This window comes from Dactylosporangium maewongense (assembly GCF_039531485.1).
Taxonomy (GTDB): Bacteria; Actinomycetota; Actinomycetes; order Mycobacteriales; family Micromonosporaceae; genus Dactylosporangium; species Dactylosporangium maewongense.
On the sequence record NZ_BAAAQD010000028.1, the window covers coordinates 41,453 to 59,781 of the forward strand.

Consider the following 18,329-nt stretch of genomic DNA (forward strand, 5'->3'; position numbering starts at 1 on the left):
CTGGTGGAAACGCTTGTGCACAAACAGGATCCGGTCCTGTCTCACATCGCTCTGGTCGCCGCGGCGACCGCCGGCGTCGTCGCTCAGGGTGGCTTCTACCTGCCGGGCAGGACGCTGGTGACCGTGCTGGCCGCGGTCGCGTTCGGCCTCGCGCTGCACGCCCGGCGGGACCTGCTCACGGGGCTCGTCGCGATCCTCGGCACCGCCGGTGCCGTCGTCGCGTGGGCGCTGCTGCGGGGCGTCGTGAGCGGCGGGCTGCCGGTCGTGGCCGCGGTCGCGGCGAGCCTGGCCACGCTCGTCGCGGCGCTCGCGGCGGTGCGCCTGACTGGCCCGGCCGCCCGGCAGTGGCTCATGTCGGGCCTGGTCGGGCTCGGCACGCTGGTCGCGGTGACCGGCTGGGCCGGTGTCGCGTGGCGGCTGGAGCGCTGGTCGGTGCTGGTCGAGTCGACGATGTGGCGCGCCGCGTCCACGCTGACCTACTCCAACGCCGCGGCGGCGGTCCTCGCGGCCGCCGCGCTGCTGGCGCTGGCGCTGGCGGTCGACGATCCAAACGTCTGGTGGCGGCCCTGCGCCGTCTATCTCACGCAGGTGGGGCTGGCCGCGACGCTGAGCCGGGCGGGTGCGCTCGCGTTCGCCGCCGGGCTGGTCGTGCTCGCCGCCGCCTCCGGTGTACGAACCGTGCTCCGGCACGCCGTCCCGGCCCTGCTGGGCGCGGGGGTGGCCCTGGCGGCGCTCATCCCGTCGTTCCCGGCGGACGCGTCGCCGCGGCCGCTGCTCGCGGTCGGCGGCCTGGTCGCCGGCGCCGTCGTGGCGCTGGTCCTGCCGCGGCTGCCCGCCTTCGTGCTGCTGGGCGCCGGCGCGGTGCTGGCGGTCGCGGCGGTGCTGGGCCTGCGGCACGTGGCGGGGCTCGACGCGCTGCTCGCCCGGCGGGCGACCCTCGCCTCCCGCGGGCGGTCCGGGGCCACGTCCTCGGCGCTGGACCTGGTCGCCGCCCACCCGCTGGCCGGCAGCGGCCCGGGGCAGGGGCGGTACTTCTGGATCGACCACACCGGCCAGCTGGTCGTGAGCCGGTGGGTCCACAACGAATACCTGCAGTGGCTCGTCGACCTGGGCGCGATCGGCCTCGTGCTGCTGCTCGCGTTCGTCGCGGCCCTGATCCTGCACGTCCGCGCCGGCAGGCGTGCCGGCGTGCCCATCCCGCTGTGGGCCGGGGCGGTCGCCGCCATCGCCGCGCTCGCGCTGCACAGCGCCTTTGACTTCCTGTGGGAGCTGGCGGTCGTCCCGCTGCTCGTCGGTGTCCTGGTGGGCATCGCGGGTCCCTCCCACGGCGAAGAGTCCGCAACACCACCCAACGGGGAGGAAACATCATGAAGGTCACCAAGTCCAAGCTCGGCGTCGCCGCGCTCGCGGTCGGCGGGGTGCTCGCGTTCGCCGTCCCGGCCGGCGCGGCCGTCAACCTCCAGTCCGAGTCGCCGGGCCACGGCACGGTGAAGATCGCCAAGCAGGCCCAGCTGAAGGCGAATGGCGCGGCCACCGTCGTGACCCTGAACGTCAGCTGCCCGGCCGGCTGGCTCTTCACCGGTTACGTCAGCGTCACCCAGGCCGTCGGCAACATCACCACCGGTGGCTCGAACCGCACGTCCGAGATCACCTGCACCGGCTACACCCAGAAGGTCAAGGTCCCGGTGACAGCCTCGCCGGCACCGTTCAAGGTGGGCGACGCGTACGCCCTCGGCGAGATCCAGGTCCACAGCCCCGGCTACCAGTACTTCTACGCCAACACGGGCCGCGAGATCGTCAACGTCCAGTCCTGATACAGGGGGCGCGCCGGCTTCCGGGCCGGCGCGCCCGCGCTTCCCGGCGGTGGTCGGGCCGGGAGGCGCCACACGACGGGGGTGTCGAGCAGGGACGTAACGGGGGACCTGCTCGACACCCTGCGGTCGATGATGGAGGGGTGACAGCGTTGCTGATCCACCTGCAGGCCGCGGGCACGAGCCTGGTGCTGGACGCCCGCGGCCCGCGGCCGCCCGCGATCCTGCACTGGGGCGCCGCGCTGGGCGACCTGGCCGACGCCGACCTGGCGGCGCTGGCCGGCGCGGCGGTCCCCGCGGTGCCACCCAGCTCCCTGGACGAGCCCCTGCGGCTGTCGACGCTGCCAGCGCTGGCGGAGGGCTGGACGGGCCGCCCGGCCGTGCGCGGCTCCTGGGCGGCGGGCCCGGCCCGCCCCGCGTGGCGGCTCGCCGGCGTCGAACGCCCCTCTTCCGGCGCCGTCGTGGCGGACCTGCGCTCGGCCGACGGGCTGCTCCAGGTCGCCGGCGAGGTCTCGCTGTCGCCGCAGGGCGTCCTGAGGATGCGGCACACCCTGACGAACCACGGCACCGGCCCGTTCCTGCTCGACGCGCTCGACGTCGTGCTGCCGGTGCCCGCGCGGGCCGCGGAGATCCTCGACTTCAGCGGCGTGTGGGCCTACGAGCGGCGGCCGCAGCGGGCCCCGCTGCGCGACGGCGCCTGGAGCCGCGAGACCCGGCACGGCCGCCCCGGGCACGACGACCCGTTCCTCATGATGCTCGGCGTCCCCGGCTTCGACTTCCGCGCCGGCGAGGTCTGGGCCGTGCACCTCGCGTGGAGCGGCGACAAGCGGCTGTGGGCCGAGCGGCAGCCGCTGGGCCGCTCGGTGCTCGGCGCGGGCGAGCTGCTCGACCCCGGCGAGATCCTGCTCCCGCCCGGCGGGTCCTACACCTCGCCGTGGACGGTGGCGGCCTGGTCGGCGACCGGGATCGACGGCCTCTCCGAGCGCCTGCACGGCTGGGTCCGCGCACGCCGGGGCCCGGTCCCGCCGCGTCCGGTGGTGCTGAACACCTGGGAGGCGGTCTACTTCGACCAGAGCATGGAGCGCCTGCGGGGCCTCGTCGACGCGGCGGCGGACGCGGGCGTCGAGCGCTTCGTCCTCGACGACGGCTGGTTCACCGGGCGGACCGACGACCGGCGGGCGCTGGGGGACTGGACCGTCGACGCGGCCCGCTGGCCGCACGGGCTGCACCCGCTCGTGGCGGCGGTGCACGCCCGCGGCATGGACTTCGGGCTGTGGGTCGAGCCGGAGATGGTCTCCCCGGACTCGGACCTCGCGCGGGCCCACCCGGACTGGCTGCTCGGCCCGCCCGGCGCGGCGACCTGGCGGCACCAGCGGGTCCTCGACCTGTCGTCCGGCGCCTACGAGCACGTCCTGGAGGGCCTCACCGCGCTGCTGCGCGAATACCCGATCGCCTACCTGAAGTGGGACCACAACCGGGACCTGCTGCAGGAAGGCGCCGCGCACCGGCAGACCACCGCGCTCTACCGCCTGCTGGCCGAGCTGCGCGGGCGGTTCCCGCACGTCGAGGTGGAGAGCTGCGCGTCCGGCGGCGCCCGCGTCGACCTCGGCGTGCTCGACCTCGTCGACCGGTTCTGGACCTCCGACAGCAACGACCCCCTCGAGCGGCAGCGGATCCAGCGCTGGACCGGCGTGCTCGTGCCGCCGGAGCACCTCGGCTCGCACGTCGGCGCGCCGGCGGCGCACGTCACGGGGCGCACCAGCGACCTGAGCCTCCGGCTCGCCACCGCGCTGTTCGGCCACGCCGGCATCGAGTGGGACCTCACCACCGCGTCGGGGGAGCAGCGGCTGGAGGTCGCCGAGTGGGTGCGCTGCTACCGGCGGCTCCGGCCGCTGCTGCACACCGGGACGGTGGTCCGCTCCGGCGGCGACGACCCCGACCGGCTCGTGCACGGCGTGGTCGCGGCCGATCGCGGCGCCGCCGTGTACGCCCTGGTGACCCTGCGGGCCTCCGGCGCCGCGATCCCGCCCCCGGTCCAGTTCGCGGGGCTCGACCCGGACCGCCGGTACACCGTGCGGCCGCTGCCCCTCGGCGGCCCGCCCAGGACCGTGCAGGACCGGCCGCCCGCGTGGCTGCTCGACGGCGGGATCACCCTGCCGGGCCGGCTGCTGGCGGAGGTGGGCCTGCCGGCGCCGCTGCTGGCCCCGCAGCAGGCGGTCGTGTTCGAGGTGGTTGCCGCCTGAGGTCGGGACCGGTCCTGAGCGGCAGCCGCGACGAGCGGGCCGTTTGGCTCAGCCGCGGCCCTCCGCCGCCGAATGGGTGGTTGACGACGGTGTCGGGCGGAGGTTGCCAGGGCGGTGGGAGCGGACCGGCGGACGCGGCGCTGGGCGGCCGTGCTCTGGGTGCTCGGCGGCCTGTACGCGCTCACCGTCGCCGGCATCGTCGCCACGGCCGGCGCGCTCACCGTCGCCGGCATCCTCGTGTCCGGCGCGACCGGCCTGGTCTGCGCCGTGTGCGCGGCCCGCCACGACTGGCTCGACCGGCGGACCCGGCGCGCCTGGCGCTTGATGGCCTTCGGCTACGGGCTCGCGCTCGGCGTGCCGGTCGTCGCCACCGTCACCGACACGGGGCCCTTCCCGTCGCCCGGCGACGCGGCGCACCTGGCGTTCGTGCTGGTGCTGCTGTTCGCGGTGCGGGCGTTCCCGTTGCTCCCGGAGACCCGCGGCGAGCGCCACAAACACGTCCTCGACGCGGCCATCGTCGTCGCCGGCGCCGCCACGACGATGTGGTACTTCGTGGTCGGGCCGTACATCGCGGTGAAGGGCGCCTCGACCGGCACGGTCGTCGCCGCGGCCGCCCGCCCCGCGGCCGACCTCGCCCTGCTGTCCGGGCTCGTCATGGTGCTCCTGCGCGGCGCCGACCCGACGTCGCGCCGCCCGCTGGGCATCGTGGCCGCCGGGATGCTCGTGTACACCGTGGGCGACGGCCACCTCGGCCACCTGCGGGCCCACGCCGACCAGGTCGGGCGCACCGCCTGGCAGCTCGCCTGCTGGAGCACGACCCTGTTCCTGCTGGCGGCCGCCGCCGTCGAGCAGAACCGCCGGGCGACCCGGCGGTCCGTCGATCGCGGCGCGGCGCGGCCCGGCAGGACGCGGCTGCTGCCGTACGCCGGGATCGGCGTCGGCTACGCGCTGCTGGTGCTCGCCGCGGTCCGGCAGGGGCAGGCGCACCCGTGGGCCGGGCTCGTCGCCGGCGCGGCCGGCATCACCGGGCTGGTCATGCTGCGCCAGGCGCTCGTGCAGCAGGAGAGCCGCGAGATGGCGGTCACCGACGGGCTCACCGGGCTGGCGAACCGGTCCCGCGTCCACGAGGTCCTCGGCCGCGCCCTCGCCCGCGGCGGGCGGACGGGCGGGAGCACCGCCGTGCTGCTGCTCGACCTGAACGGCTTCAAGCAGGTCAACGACGCCCTCGGGCACGAGGCGGGCGACCGGCTGCTGGTCGAGTTCGGCGAGATGATGCGCCGCAGCGTGCTCGGCGGCGACCTGGTCGGCCGGCTCGGCGGCGACGAGTTCGCCGCGGTGCTGCACGACATCGGCCGGGTCGACCACGCCGTCGCCGTCGCCAGGCGGATCGCGGCCGCGACGGAGCAGCCGATCCCGTTCGGCGACCAGACGCTGCGCGCGTCGGCGAGCATCGGCGTCGCCGTCGGCGGGCCCGGCGAGTGCACGGCCGACGAGCTGCTGCACCGCGCCGACCTCGCCATGCACCAGGCGAAGCGACGGGATGACGGCACCCGCTGGCAGTGCTGGGACCGCAGCCTGACCGACGAGGCCGAGCTGTCGCTGGAGCACGAGCTGCGCGGCGCGATCGCCGGTGGCCAGCTGCGGCTGCTGTACCAGCCGATCGTCGCCCTCCCGCACCGCGAGATCGCCGGCGTGGAGGCGCTCGTCCGCTGGGAGCACCCCAGGCACGGGCTGCTCGTCCCGGAGAGGTTCGTGCCGCTCGCCGAGCGCGCCGGCGTGATCGAGGACCTGGGCCGCTGGGTGCTGGAGCAGGCCTGCGCGCAGGCGAAGGCGTGGCAGCGGCGGGTGCCGTCGCTCCAGCTCAACGTCAACATCTCGCCCCGTCAGCTGGACAACCAGGGCTTCACCGGCGAGGTGCTGGAGATCCTCGACCGGGCCGGGTTCTTCCCCGGTCACCTGGTGCTGGAGGTGCCTGAGAGCGCGGTCGTCGGCGGCGCCGCCGACGGTGCCGGGCACACCGCCGAGGCCGACCCGATCGCGCAGCTGGAGGCGCTGACCACGGCCGGGATCCGGGTCGCGCTGGACGACTTCGGCACCGGGTACTCGTCGCTGCGCTACCTGACCCGCCTGCCGGTCGACGCGCTCAAGCTCGACAGCTGCTTCGTCGCCGAGCTCGACGGCACGTCGAAGGGCTCGGCGGTCGCGCAGGCGGTGCTGCGGCTCGGGCAGATGCTGCACCTGGACACCGTCGCCGAGGGCGTCGAGGGCGAGGCCCAGGCGCGCGAGCTGACCCTGCTGGGCTGCGAGAAGGCCCAGGGCATCTACTTCTCCGGCCCCGTCCCCGCCGCCGAGCTGGAGCGCCAGCTGCCGGCGGCCGCGTCGCCCCGGTGACAGCGCTCCCACGGGACAGTAGCGGGTTGCCGCGCTGCGAGTGATACTCGTCGCACCATGCGTGACTCAGTGCGTCTTCGTGCGGCCGTCGCACTCCTCACCGCCACGGGAGCGGTCGTGCTCGGGGTGGCCGGCGCCCTCCCCGGGGGGCTCGCGACGCTTCCCCTGGCGGTGGCCGCGGCCGTCGGGGGCACCCTGCTCGGCCTCGCCGCCGCGGCGATCTGGCTGCCGGCGGCGGTCCTGCTGCTGTGGCTGCTTCCGGGTTCGGGCTCCGGCGACGGTACGGGCGCCGCGGCCGCCGCGCCGGAGCCGCACCCGGTCGTCGCCGTCGCGGCCGTCGTCGCCGCCGGGCTGCTGCCGGTGCTCGCCATGCGGGTGCGGCGGGCGTGGGCGGCGCGCGGCGAGCGGATGCGGATCGAGGCCCGGGCGGCCGCCGCGGCCGCCGAGCGCGCCCGGCTCGCCCGGGAGATGCACGACTCGCTGAGCAAGACGCTCGACGCGATCGCCCTCGGCGCGGCCGCGCTGCCGGGCACGCTCGCCGAGCCCGACCGGGCCAGCCGGCTGGCGGCGACGCTGCGCGACGGATCGCTCGACGCGGCCCGCGACGCCCGGGTGCTCATCGACGAGCTGCGGTCCAACCCGGCCGACGCGCCGCTGTCCGACGTCGTCGCCGCGATCGGGCGGGAGTGGTCGGTGACCAGCGGCGTCGGCGTGATCCTGCACAACGCCGACGTCGACGCCGCCCCCGAGGTCGGCATCGAGCTGTGCTGGATCCTGCGTGAGGCCCTGCGCAACGTGGCCGCGCACGCGGGGGCGGAGCTGGTCGCGGTGACGCTGACCCGGGCCGGCGGCGAGGTGACCCTCGAGGTCCGCGACGACGGCGCCGGCTTCGCCGTGCCCGACGACCTGAGCCTGCTGCAGCGGGCGGGCAGCCACGGCCTCGTCGGCATGCAGGAGCGGGCCCGGCTGTGCGGCGGGACGCTGACCGTGTGGTCCCGGCCCGGCGGCGGCAGCCGGGTCACCGCGGTCGTCCCCGCCGAGCCCGCGACGCCCGCGTCACCGCCGTCGCGCCGGCTGCGGCTGCTCGTCGGCGCCGCCGCGGTGGCCCTGCCGGTGGCGCTGATCCTGCCGTTCACCGGGGTCCCGCCGTTCGGTGAAGCCGCGGACCCGCCTGGTGAGCGCGTAGCCGGGGCGTCCGCCGGCGCACTGCCCGCGGGTGACGGGCCGTCCGTCCCGGGTGGACAGACGCCCACCGGGCCGGGCGGTGTGCCGTCCGGGTCGCCGGCGGGGGCGTCGCCGGGCGCCGCACCGGCCGTCACGAAGTCGCCGAAGGCCTCGCCGGGCGGCGCCTCCGGCCAGCCGTCACCGCCGGTCGCCGGACCGCCCACCGGGACCGACGCCGCGAACGCCTGCACGGTGCGGTATTCGAAACGCAACGAGTGGAACCCGGGCTTCGTCGCCGACGTGGTCCTCACCAACACCGGCACGCGGACGATCGACGGCTGGTCGCTGCGGTTCCAGTTCTCGTCGGGTCAGCAGCTGATCAGCTACTGGGGCGCGATCGCCACCCAGACGGGCCCGGCGGTCGTGGTCGAGGACGGCGGGGTCAAGCCGACCGTGCCCGCGGGCGGCACCGTCACGTTCGGGCTGCAGGGCACCTGGCAGGGGGCCAACCCGGCGCCGACCGTCTTCACCCTGAACGGCGTTCGGTGCGGCTGAGCCACTGCACGATCGCCTCGGTGCGGTTGTTGACGCGCAGCTTCAGGTAGATCTGGCTGACCCGGTTGCGGACCGTCTTCTCCGCCAGGTCGAGGCGCGTGGCGATGGCCGCGTTGGGCTCGCCGGCCGCGATCAGCTCCATGATCTCGTGCTCGCGGCGGGTCAGCGGCTGGTGCAGCAGCGCCGGCGCCCGGTCGGCGGTGCGGTGCTGCACGTGATCGACCACGATGGACAGTGGCACCGGCGAGAGCCGGCTGTGCCCGTCGGCGGTCGCGCGGGCCGCGTCGAGCAGGTCCGCCCGGGTGTACTGGCCCTCGACCAGCAGGCTGCGCGCGCCGGCCCGCAGCATCGGCACCACGTCGCCGGGCACCACCGCGAAGGCGACGACCAGCACCGGCGGGCGCGGCGGCGGCAGCGTGGCGAGCGCGGTCAGCTCGCGGATCGGCGCGTGCGTGTGCAGCACGACGAGATCGGCGTCGATCCGCCCGCCGTTGAGCACGTGCAGCAGCGGGCGCACGTCCAGTGCGCCGGCGCACGGGCGCAGCAGCTCGGCGAGGCTGTTACCGGTGGAGCTGATGACCAGGACCCGCATGCCCGTCACGACACCACGCGCGCGGCGTGTTGGCAACGTTTCCCGAAACTCCCGCTGGGTGCGTTTCCGCATCTCAGGAGCGATTCGCGGGGATCGCACCCAGCGGATTTGGGTGCTCGTCCCCCGAAAGTCAGGTGTCCCAACGCCTGATGGCGCCCGCCCGGCTGGTGACGCCGAGCTTGGCGAAGATGCGGTTCACATGGTTCTCGACCGTCTTCGATGAAAGGACCAGGGTCGCGGCGATGTCCCCATTGGACAGTCCGCGGGCGATCAGATCCATCACCTCCGCCTCGCGCTGCGACAGCCCATGCCGCGGCGGCGCCTGGCGCACGGCGGCGACCAGGACCCGCGCGGCGCTCGGCGACAGGTGCGACTCGCCGCCCGCGACGGCCCGGACCGCGTGCAGCAGCTCCGCCGGGCCGAACTGCCCGTGCACCAGGAACCCGATCGCGCCGGAGCGCACGGCGTCCAGCACCGTGCGGTCGTCGGCGCTGCGGGTCAGCATCAGCACCCGGCTGTGCGTGCTGATCGCCCCGACGACCGACAGCCCGTCGCGGACCGGCATGCGGTGGTCGAGCAGCGTCACGTCGGGCCGGTGCCGGCGGGCCAGCTCGAGCGCCTCGGCACCGTTGGCCGCCTCCGCGACGACCACGATGTCACCGGTGAGCATCTCCCTGACGACCGCCCTGACCACGCTGTTGTCGTCGGCGATGAGGACAGTGGTCAATGCCGGGACCTCCTTGCGCGGGTCCCGGCGTGCCGCGGGACAAGCGTGCCAACGATGTTCGCCATTGTTTCGCGACGGTGTCGACATGCTTACGCTACCCGTCACCGGGAGCGCTCCCACGCGCCGCCACGCTGGGGGCGCCCCGGTTTTGTTCTGGACCGCCATCTGGAAGGAACGTCAGCATGCGCCTCCATCGCAGGTTGCTGGCCGCCGCCGCGGCCGCGCTGCTCGTCCCGCTCGCGCCGTTCGTGTCGTCGAGCCCCGCCACCGCCGCCGACACCGCGGACTGGCTGCACACCGCCGGCAACAAGATCGTCGACAGCCAGGGCAACGAGGTCTGGCTGACCGGCACCAACTGGTTCGGCTTCAACGCCACCGAGCGCGTCTTCCACGGCCTGTGGAGCGGCAACATCACCGAGATCACCAAGTCGATGGCCGACCGCGGCATCAACATCGTCCGGGTGCCGATCTCGACCCAGCTGCTGCTGGAGTGGAAGGCCGGCCAGGCCGCCGTGCCCAGCGGCGTCAACACCTACGCCAACCCCGAGCTGCTCGGCAAGACCACGCTGCAGGTCTTCGACTACTTCCTGCAGCTGTGCAAGCAGAACGGCATCAAGGTGATGCTGGACGTGCACTCCGCCGAGGCCGACAACTCCGGCCACATCTACCCCGTGTGGTGGAAGGGCTCGATCACGTCCGAGCTGTTCTACCAGGGCTGGGAGTGGGTGATCGACCGGTACAAGAACGACGACACCCTGGTCGCGGCCGACATCAAGAACGAGCCGCACGGCAAGTGGTCGGAGTCGCCGCGGGCGAAGTGGGACAACTCCACCGACCAGGACAACTTCAAGAACACCTGCCAGGTCGCCGGCAACCGGATCCTCGCGAAGAACCCCAACATGCTCATCCTCTGCGAGGGCATCGAGATCTTCCCGAAGAACGGCACCAACTGGTCCTCCACCGCCGAGGCCGACTACTACGGCAACTGGTGGGGCGGCAACCTGCGCGGCGTCAAGAACTACCCGGTCAACCTGGGCAACCACATCGTCTACTCGCCGCACGACTACGGCCCGCTGGTCTACGAGCAGCCGTGGTTCCAGAAGCCGTTCGACAAGGCGTCGCTGACCACCGACGTGTGGCAGCCGAACTGGCTCTACATCCACACCGAGAACACCGCGCCGCTGCTCGTCGGCGAGTGGGGCGGCCGGCTCGGCCAGGACGCCCGGCAGGACAAGTGGATGTACGCCCTGCGCGACACCATCATCGAGAAGCGCATCAGCCAGACCTTCTGGGTGCTCAACCCCAACTCCGGCGACACCGGCGGCCTGCTGCTGGACGACTGGAAGACGTGGGACGAGGCCAAGTACGCGATGCTGAAGCCCGCGTTGTGGCAGTACCAGAACAAGTTCGTCGGCCTCGACCACGACGTCAAGCTCGGCGCCAACGGCATGAGCCTCAACGACCGCTACGGCGGCGTCTCCGACACCGTCGCGCCGTCGGTGCCCGCCGGGCTCACCGTCGCCGGCACCACCGGCACGAGCGTCTCGCTGACCTGGACCGCGTCCACCGACAACAGCGGCACCGTCGCCGGATACGACATCTACCGCGGCGCCACCAAGGTCGGCACCTCGGCCACCGCGTCCTTCACGGACACCGGCCTGACGCCGAGCACCACGTACAGCTACACCGTGCGGGCCTTCGACGCGGCCGGCAACGTGTCCGCGGCGTCGGCCGCCCGCACCGCCACCACGTCGAGCACGCCGGTCGACACCACCCCGCCGTCGGTGCCGGGCGGGCTCGCGGTCACCGGCACGACCACGTCGAGCGTCTCGCTCTCGTGGACCGCGTCGACCGACAACAGCGGCTCCGTCGCGGGCTACGACGTGCTGCGGGGTGGGGTGAAGGTCGGCACCGCCACCGGCACGACCTATGTGGACACCGGCCTGGCCGCCAACACCACCTACAGCTACACGGTGCGGGCGTTCGACGCGGCCGGCAACGCGTCCGCGGTGTCCGCCGCGGTCACCGGCAAGACCGCCGCCAACCCGACCGGGGTGGTGCGGGTGCAGTACCGCAACAACAGCGTTCCGACCAACGACCAGGAGATCAAGCCCGGCCTCCAGGTCGTCAACGGCGGCACCGCGCCGCTCGCGCTGAACACCGTCGCGGTCCGCTACTACTTCACCCGCGACGGCGGCAGCTACGCCATCTGGTGTGACTGGGCCGCCGTCGGCTGCGGCAACCTCGCGACCCGGGTCGTGAACCTGCCGTCGGCGGTCAACGGCGCCGACGCGTACATCGAGGTCACCTTCACCGGTGGCAGCGTGGCGCCCGGTGGCAACAGCGGCGAGATCCAGCTGCGGGTCAGCCGCACCGACTGGCAGCCGGTCAACGAGGCCAACGACTACAGCCGCGGGGCGGGCACGTCCTTCGCGGACGCGGCCACCGTGCCGGCGTTCATCGGCGGCGCCCTCGCCTGGGGTGTCCTGCCGGCCTGACACGTCGAGGTCAGCGGGCGGGTGGCGCGGGTTCCGCGTCACCCGCCCGTGGTTTTTTGCAAAAGGCACCAATCCGATCGGCCGGGGCGCTCCGAAGACATGGTGTACATCCGCTTACGAAGGGAAATATCACCATGCGCGCCTCCAAGCTCGTCGCCGTCGCCGCGGCGGCCGTGTTCGCCCTGTCGGCCACCGCGGCCTGCGGCTCCTCGGACGACGGCAACGACACCGCCGCCCCCGCCGCCACCACCGGCGCCGCGACCACGATGGCGGCGCCGACCAGCGCCGCGCCCATGGCGGACGCGCCGTTCGGGGCCGGCTGCTCCGCGGTGCCGACCGACCCCGCCGATGCCGGCAGCTTCACCGCCATGGCTAAGGTCCCCGTCGGCACGGCCGCGGCCGGCAACCCGGTGCTGAAGACCCTCGTCACGGCGGCCAAGCAGGCCAACCTGGTCGACTCGCTCAACACCCTGCCCGCCGGGACGGTCTTCGCCCCGACCGACGCGGCGTTCGCGAAGATCCCGCAGGCCGACCTGGCCAAGGTGCTCGCCGACACCAAGACCCTCACGGGCATCCTCACCTACCACGTGGTGCCCGAGAAGCTCACGCCCGCGCAGCTCGCCGGCTCGCACAAGACGCTGCAGGGCACCGAGCTGACCGTCAGCGGCAGCGGCACCAGCTTCACCGTCAACGGCGCGTCGATGGTCGTCTGCGGCAACGTCCAGACCGCCAACGCCATCGTGTACATCGTCGACACCGTCCTCATGCCGAAGGCCTGACCGGCCATGCGGATCCGGGCCGCCCTCGCGGGCATCACGGCCGCGGCCGCGGGGATCGCCGCCGGCGAGCTGCTCGCCGCCCTGGCCGTCCCTGCCGCCGGTCCGGTCGCCGGCGTCGGGGGCGTGATCGTCGACGCCACGCCCACCGCGGTGAAGGAGTGGGCGGTGGGTACCTTCGGCACGCACGACAAGCCGCTGCTGCTCACCGGGATCGCCGTGGTGCTGGCCGCCTTCGCCGCGCTGGTGGGCGTGCTCGGACTGCGCCGGCAGGCCTTCGGGCTCGCCGGCGCGGCGGTCCTCGGCCTGGCCGGTGCGGCCGCGGCGGCGAGCCGGCCGGCCGCCGGTCCGCTGGACGGCCTGCCGTCGCTGCTCGGCGGCGTGGTCGCGGCGGCCGCGCTGGTCCTGCTGCTGCGCCCCCTCGACCGGAGCGGTGCCACCGATGCCGGCGGGTCCGCTCGGCCGATGGGCCGGCGCCGCTTCCTCACCACCGCCGGGCTGGTCGCCGCCGGGGCCGCCGTCGCCGGGGGCGGGGCCGCCCTGGTGCGCGCCGCCGGTCGCGGCGCCGCCGAGCGCAGCCGGGACGCGATCCGGCTCCCCGCGCCTGCCTCACCGGCGCCGCCGCTGCCGGCCGGGTCCGGCGCCGGGTTCGTCACCGCCAACCGGGACTTCTACCGCGTCGACACCGCGCTGACCGTGCCCCGCGTCGACGTCGCCGGCTGGCGGCTGCGGGTCAGGGGCATGGTCGGCCGCCCGCTGGAGCTGACCTTCGACGACCTGCTCCGCCGCCCCCTGATCGAGCGGGACGTCACGCTGAACTGCGTCTCCAACGAGGTCGGCGGGCCGTACGTGGGGACGGCGCGCTGGCTCGGCGTACCCCTGGCGGACCTGCTGCGGGAGGCCCGGCCGGCGCCCGGCGCGGACCAGGTGGTGGCGCGGTCGGTGGACGGCATGACCATCGGGACGCCGCTGGCGGTCGTGCTCGACGGGCGCGACGCCATGCTCTGCGTCGGCATGAACGGCGAGCCCCTGCCCTTGGAGCACGGCTTCCCGGTGCGGATGCTCACGCCAGGCCTGTACGGCTACGCCGGCGCATGCAAGTGGCTGACGTCGATCGAGCTGACGACGTTCGAGGCGTACGACGCGTACTGGGTGGCGCGGGGCTGGGCGGCGCGGGGCCCGGTGAAGACGGCCTCACGGATCGACCGGCCGCTGCCCTTCACCCGCCTGGACCCGGCCGCCGGCCCGGTGCGTGTCGCCGGCGCGGCGTGGGCGCAGGGGCGCGGGATAGCCGCGGTCGAGGTGCAGGTGGACGACGGGCCGTGGCAGGCCGCGACGCTGCTGCCGGCGCCGACGGACGACACCTGGGCGCAGTGGCGCCTCGACTGGGCCGCGACGCCCGGCAGCCACCTGCTCCGGGTCCGGGCGACCGACAAGACAGGTGCCCTGCAGACACCCGACCGGGCCACGCCCTTCCCGTCCGGGGCGACCGGCTGGCACACCGTCACCGTGACGGTTCAGTAGCGCTCCTCGTACGCCTGGCGGGAGCCGCACACGGAGGCCCGGCTGCACGAGCAGCGGGACCCGTCGGCGTCCATCCGCACGGTGACGGAGTCGCGCGGCACACTGTGCCCGACGACCCGGCCCTCGCCCGACGGCGTGGACACCCGCGTGCCGACGGCCGGCGCGGTGGCCTGGAACTGCTGGTACAGCGGGTGCTCGTACTTGAGGCAGCACATCAGCCGCCCGCAGGCGCCGGAGATGCGCAGCGGGTTGAGCGGCAGGTCCTGGTCCTTCGCCATCCGGATGGTGACCGGCTCGAAGTCGTTGAGGAACGTCGCGCAGCACAGGTCGCGCCCGCACGAGCCGATGCCACCCTGGACGCGGGCGGAGTCGCGGGCGGAGAGCTGGCGCAGCTCCACCCGGCAGTGCAGGGTGGCGCCCAGATCCCGCACCAGCGAACGGAAGTCCACCCGGTGGGGTGCGGTGAAGTAGATCGTGGTCCGCGCGCCCTGCCCGCCGGTGCTGTCCAGCACGTGGTCCACCGCGACGACCTTCATCGGCAGCTCGTGATCGCGGATCAGCTTCTTCGCGGCGACCTTCGCCTCGGCCTTGCGCTTGCGCAGCAGCTCGTCGCGGCGCAGGTCGGCGTCGGCGGCCATGGCGACCAGCCGGGGGAAGCCCTCGGTCTCCTCGCTGACCCACTGCGCGGCCCACACGCACTCCGCGACCTCGGGCCCGTCGTCGGTCGGGACCAGCACCCGGTCGCCCACCTCCGGGCGGAACTCGCCGGGGTCGAAGTAGAACAGCCGCCCGTAGCGATTGAAGCTCACCGCGCACAGCATGCCCATGGGTGCACAGTAACGCGGCCCACTGCCAGTTCCATATGGCCTGCGGCTTTATCGGTCAAAAGTCCAGTTTGACTCTTTTGGTGTACCCCGTAGCTATTACAACTACTTCGTCGTTGCTAGTGCGGATGAGCCCGCTAAGTGGGCCGTAACTCCGGCCGGAAAGGGCTCGTTGGGGGCAGCAGTGGCACGCCCCCCGGCGAGCTACCCCCGTACTCCCGGTCTCGGAGGACCTCAAGCATGACGTCTCCTGTTGCTTCCGCACGCCCAAAAACAGCCCGGACCCTCGCCGCCCTCGCCGCAACGGCGATCGTCGGAGCGCTGAGCCCGGTCGCGTTCGCGGCGCCCGCGGCTGCGGCACCGGCCGACGCGGCCTGCCCAGAGGGCTTCGGTGCCACCGCCGCCAGCAACACCCTTGCCCTGGGCCGCGTCGACCTGCGCGCCGCCGGCCTGTCCGGCACGGTCCTTCCCGAGCTCCGCGTCGCCACCACCCACTCCGGCATCGCCGGCGGCACCCTGCGCGCCGCCGCCGACTCCCGCTACCTGCGCAGCAGTGGCGACCTGCCCGCGGGGGTGCTGGGGCCCAGGGCGTACCAGCAGGCGCCCCCGGCCCACGACCAGCCCGACGTCGTGAACGTCGCCGGCGTCGACCTCGGCGCGCTGCGGCTCGGCACCGGCGGCCTGCGCGCGCAGGCGTCCTGGAAGAACGCCGGCCGCTGCACCAGCGCCGACGGCCCGCGGGCCGTCGGTGAGGCGAAGCTCGCCGGCATCACCGTCCTGCCGGGCCGCAACGGCCGCGCGCTGCTGCGCATCAACGCCGTCGAGAGCGCCACGGTCGCGGGCGTCGACTCCTCGGGCAGCCGCCCGGCCGCCTCCGCCACGGCCACCGGCGGCATCGCCGACTTCAAGCTGCTCGACAACGGCCCCTCCGCCATCGGTGTCCGGGTCGTCAGCCCGCCGACCCTGCGCGTCCTCGCCGGCGGCAAGAAGACGGTCGACTACACCGCCCCCGTCCTCGAGGTCACCATCCCCGGCCAGACCCCGGTCCGCGTCTCGTCCGCCGGGTCCCACGTCGACGTGGTCGTGCCCGTCGACGCCGCGAGCACCGAGGCCGCCATCGACCTCGCCCGCACCGAAGGCCTGCCGATCCTGTCTGGCATCCCGCTGCTCGACCTGCTGACCGGCATCACCTCCGCCGTCTCCGGCGTGGTCGGCGGCGCCACGGCCATCCTGCCCGGCGCCGACCTCAACAGCCTGCTCGGCGGCCTGCCCGGCCTCCCCGTCGTCGGCGGCCTGCTCGGCTCCTCCACGGCCGCCCCGGCCGCCGCCTCCACCGAGAGCACCGCCCCCTCGAAGCGCGGCGTGGTGGTCCTGCGGGTCGAGCTCGGCGTGGTCGAGAAGCAGTTCAGCTCCACCGGCGTCTACGCCAAGGCCGCCTCCGTCCGCGTCCAGCTGATCGCCCGCAACACGTGGAAGTCCAGCGGCGGCTACGGCCACGGCGACTCCGGCCCGGCCGACAAGACCGCCCTCGTCGACCTGGGCATCTGCACCCTCGAGGCGGCCGCCGCGGCCCCCAAGGCCCCCGGCACCCCCACCAAGAGCCCCGGCGACGACTCCGACGGCGGCTACGGCCCCGGCGACGACGATGACGATGACGACGACGGTTACGGCGGCGGCGGCGGTATTGGCGGCGGCGGTGGCCAGGCCGGCGGCGGCCTCCCGGTCACCGGCAACAACGTGGCCCTGATGCTCGGCGGCGGCGTCCTCCTCGTCGTGTGTGGCCGCCTCCTGCAGATCCTGGCGCGCCGCAGGGCCGCCTGAGACCCCTTCGCCGCCCGTGCAGCGCCGCCCGCCCTTCCCCGGCGAGCCCGCTGCCCGGGCGGCGCTGTCTGTGCTGTGCTGTGCTTCCGCCCCACCGCTGTCGCGGCGGGTCCCGGCGGGGATTCTCACCCGCGCCCCAATGCTCGCTGCGCTCGCACCGCCGGCCACGCTGCGCTTGCTGCGCGCCTTCGGCGCGGGGCGGCGGCTTCCGCGCCTGCGCGCCGCATCTGCCGCGCGTCCCCTGCCCTGCTCGCGTTCTTCTTCTTGTGATCGAAGTCGCGTGGTGGCTGTCCGGGCGGCCGCTGCTGTCCTTGGATCACGGGCGGGCGGTCGGTGGACAGTGCTGGACCGTGACACCCAACGGTTGCTTCTGCAGCGGACTGGTGATCAGGGGGTTCTGGGGTACCAGTCCGGTGCACAGGCAACCGGTGGGTCAGGCGGCGAGGGGGGTCGGGGCGTGGACGCGGCGGAGTGCGGCGGCGAAGTCGGTGGCCGCGGTGGCGACGCGTTCGGCGCCCAGGATGGCCTGCTCCCAGGTGCCGCAGAGGCCGGAGCTGAACTCGATCTGCACGTCGCCGTCGTCGACCAGGAGGATCAGGTCGCCTTCGTCCTCGGTGAGGACGGCGCGGATGGCGCGCAGGTCGAGGGTGACGATGGGGAAGAGGTCGTCGTCGTCCATGGCTGGCTCCGATTGGTCGGCTGCGCACTGAAGGTGGGGTACGGCGCCGCGCGGCTCGCAGCGTCGTGGTAACGGCGCCGCACCCCTGATCTGGTGGCACGGAACCGGACCGCCCAGCCCGGCCCCGCGCCTGACTCAGATAGTAGCCCAATGGCCATAAGGCCACAATATCTCCCGCCGATAGACCTTCATATGGTCGCGGTCATGATCTCCCGGAGTTCCGGCCTGGCTCTCTACCTGCAGGTCGCGGACGCGATCCGACAGAAGATCAACAGCGGTGAGATGGCTCCGGGGAGCCTGTTGCCCTCGGAGAAGTACCTTGCCGAGGAGTACGACGTCGGCCGCGACACGATTCGCGACGCCATGGCGTACCTGCGCGGCGAGGGGCTCGTGGAGAGCAAGCGCGGCTACCGCAGCCGCGTGCGGTCCAACGCGCCGCGGGAGCGGATCTGGCTGCACCAGGGCGAGGTCGTCTGGGCCCGCATGCCCACCCCGCAGGAGAAGAAGGAGCACGGTCTCGGCGACGGCGTGCCTGTCCTGGTCGTCGGCGACAAGTCGTTCCCCGCGGACCGCTTCGAGTTCGGCCGAGAGTAGCGCGGGTAACACAAGACCGGCCACTGAAGCAAAGCCAGCCGTAACGCGGATCACCCGTTATTGAGTTGGTGAACCATGCCCCGCGAACCGATGCTTGTGGCAAGCAAGTATCGCGACGCAGGGACGAGGA

General features: G+C 74.0%; 13 protein-coding genes and 2 pseudogenes. 11 read left to right on the forward strand and 4 right to left on the reverse strand.

Translation table 11 applies throughout. From position 1 onward, the window contains the following. The first annotated feature begins 3 nt into the window (after positions 1–3). The 5 genes from ABD332_RS47265 (at position 4) to ABD332_RS47285 (ending at position 8,164) form a co-directional block, all read left to right on the forward strand. Complete coding sequence (locus tag ABD332_RS47265) at positions 4–1,371, forward strand: O-antigen ligase family protein (RefSeq protein ID WP_344511430.1); 1,368 nt, start codon at positions 4–6, stop codon at positions 1,369–1,371. Beyond that, a complete protein-coding gene (locus tag ABD332_RS47270) occupies positions 1,368–1,814 on the forward strand; it encodes a hypothetical protein (protein ID WP_344511432.1) in 447 nt (148 codons plus the stop codon). Before ABD332_RS47265 ends, ABD332_RS47270 begins: the two co-directional genes overlap by 4 nt. A gap of 140 nt (positions 1,815–1,954) precedes the next feature. Further along, on the forward strand, positions 1,955–4,054 hold the full coding sequence (locus tag ABD332_RS47275) for an alpha-galactosidase (protein WP_344511434.1): 2,100 nt from the start codon (positions 1,955–1,957) through the stop codon (positions 4,052–4,054). A gap of 114 nt (positions 4,055–4,168) precedes the next feature. Continuing rightward, entirely contained in the window at positions 4,169–6,445 is a 2,277-nt protein-coding gene (locus tag ABD332_RS47280; RefSeq protein WP_344511436.1) for a putative bifunctional diguanylate cyclase/phosphodiesterase, read from the forward strand. Positions 6,446–6,502: 57 nt separating this feature from the next. After that, the gene (locus ABD332_RS47285) at positions 6,503–8,164 is read left to right on the forward strand and encodes a cellulose binding domain-containing protein (RefSeq protein WP_344511438.1); all 1,662 of its coding nucleotides are present in this window, start codon (positions 6,503–6,505) and stop codon (positions 8,162–8,164) included. On the opposite strand, the gene ABD332_RS47290 is transcribed toward ABD332_RS47285, so the two are convergent. Both ABD332_RS47290 and ABD332_RS47295 read right to left on the reverse strand, forming a co-directional pair. Next, positions 8,136–8,756, reverse strand: a complete 621-nt coding sequence (locus ABD332_RS47290; RefSeq protein ID WP_344511440.1) for a LuxR C-terminal-related transcriptional regulator — start codon at positions 8,754–8,756, stop codon at positions 8,136–8,138. The two genes, ABD332_RS47285 and ABD332_RS47290, sit on opposite strands and share 29 nt — an antisense overlap. Positions 8,757–8,886: 130 nt before the next feature. Beyond that, entirely contained in the window at positions 8,887–9,483 is a 597-nt protein-coding gene (locus ABD332_RS47295; protein WP_344511442.1) for a response regulator, read from the reverse strand. 182 nt (positions 9,484–9,665) lie between these two features. On the opposite strand from ABD332_RS47295, the pseudogene ABD332_RS47300 reads away from it, so the two are divergent. The 4 genes and pseudogenes from ABD332_RS47300 to ABD332_RS47315 form a co-directional block, all read left to right on the forward strand. Continuing rightward, positions 9,666–11,456 (forward strand): annotated as a pseudogene (locus tag ABD332_RS47300) (cellulase family glycosylhydrolase); the annotation flags it as partial. A 102-nt stretch (positions 11,457–11,558) separates the two neighbouring features. Continuing rightward, positions 11,559–11,981, forward strand: a pseudogene (locus ABD332_RS47305) (cellulose binding domain-containing protein); the annotation flags it as partial. Between the two features lie 134 nt (positions 11,982–12,115). Continuing rightward, positions 12,116–12,760 carry a fasciclin domain-containing protein gene (locus ABD332_RS47310; RefSeq protein WP_344511444.1) on the forward strand — a complete coding sequence of 215 codons (645 nt, stop codon included), beginning with the start codon at positions 12,116–12,118 and terminating at the stop codon, positions 12,758–12,760. A 6-nt stretch (positions 12,761–12,766) separates the two neighbouring features. After that, positions 12,767–14,281 (forward strand): molybdopterin-dependent oxidoreductase, encoded by a 1,515-nt coding sequence (locus ABD332_RS47315; protein WP_344511446.1) that lies wholly within the window; start codon positions 12,767–12,769, stop codon positions 14,279–14,281. Here the strand turns inward: ABD332_RS47315 and ABD332_RS47320 are convergent. Next, on the reverse strand, positions 14,275–15,108 hold the full coding sequence (locus ABD332_RS47320) for a PSP1 domain-containing protein (RefSeq protein WP_344511448.1): 834 nt from the start codon (positions 15,106–15,108) through the stop codon (positions 14,275–14,277). The two genes, ABD332_RS47315 and ABD332_RS47320, sit on opposite strands and share 7 nt — an antisense overlap. A gap of 237 nt (positions 15,109–15,345) precedes the next feature. Between ABD332_RS47320 and ABD332_RS47325 the strand changes: the two genes are divergently transcribed. Beyond that, positions 15,346–16,926, forward strand: a complete 1,581-nt coding sequence (locus tag ABD332_RS47325; RefSeq protein ID WP_344511450.1) for a hypothetical protein — start codon at positions 15,346–15,348, stop codon at positions 16,924–16,926. A gap of 433 nt (positions 16,927–17,359) precedes the next feature. Here the strand turns inward: ABD332_RS47325 and ABD332_RS47330 are convergent, their stop codons facing one another. Further along, positions 17,360–17,605, reverse strand: a complete 246-nt coding sequence (locus ABD332_RS47330; RefSeq protein ID WP_344511452.1) for a hypothetical protein — start codon at positions 17,603–17,605, stop codon at positions 17,360–17,362. Between the two features lie 204 nt (positions 17,606–17,809). Here ABD332_RS47330 and ABD332_RS47335 point away from each other — a divergent pair, with 204 nt between their 5' ends. Continuing rightward, positions 17,810–18,199: a GntR family transcriptional regulator gene (locus ABD332_RS47335; RefSeq protein WP_344511454.1), complete on the forward strand. Its 390-nt coding sequence runs from the start codon at positions 17,810–17,812 to the stop codon at positions 18,197–18,199. The last annotated feature ends 130 nt before the right edge of the window (positions 18,200–18,329 follow it).

Coding starts and splice junctions, on each gene's coding strand:
- ABD332_RS47270 (WP_344511432.1), top strand. CDS start 1,368: ATGAAGGTCACCAAGTCCAAGCTCGGCGTCGCCGCGCTCGCGGTCGGC.
- ABD332_RS47285 (WP_344511438.1), top strand. CDS start 6,503: ATGCGTGACTCAGTGCGTCTTCGTGCGGCCGTCGCACTCCTCACCGCC.
- ABD332_RS47290 (WP_344511440.1), bottom strand. CDS start 8,756: ATGCGGGTCCTGGTCATCAGCTCCACCGGTAACAGCCTCGCCGAGCTG.
- ABD332_RS47310 (WP_344511444.1), top strand. CDS start 12,116: ATGCGCGCCTCCAAGCTCGTCGCCGTCGCCGCGGCGGCCGTGTTCGCC.
- ABD332_RS47315 (WP_344511446.1), top strand. CDS start 12,767: ATGCGGATCCGGGCCGCCCTCGCGGGCATCACGGCCGCGGCCGCGGGG.
- ABD332_RS47320 (WP_344511448.1), bottom strand. CDS start 15,108: ATGGGCATGCTGTGCGCGGTGAGCTTCAATCGCTACGGGCGGCTGTTC.
- ABD332_RS47325 (WP_344511450.1), top strand. CDS start 15,346: ATGACGTCTCCTGTTGCTTCCGCACGCCCAAAAACAGCCCGGACCCTC.
- ABD332_RS47330 (WP_344511452.1), bottom strand. CDS start 17,605: ATGGACGACGACGACCTCTTCCCCATCGTCACCCTCGACCTGCGCGCC.
- ABD332_RS47335 (WP_344511454.1), top strand. CDS start 17,810: ATGATCTCCCGGAGTTCCGGCCTGGCTCTCTACCTGCAGGTCGCGGAC.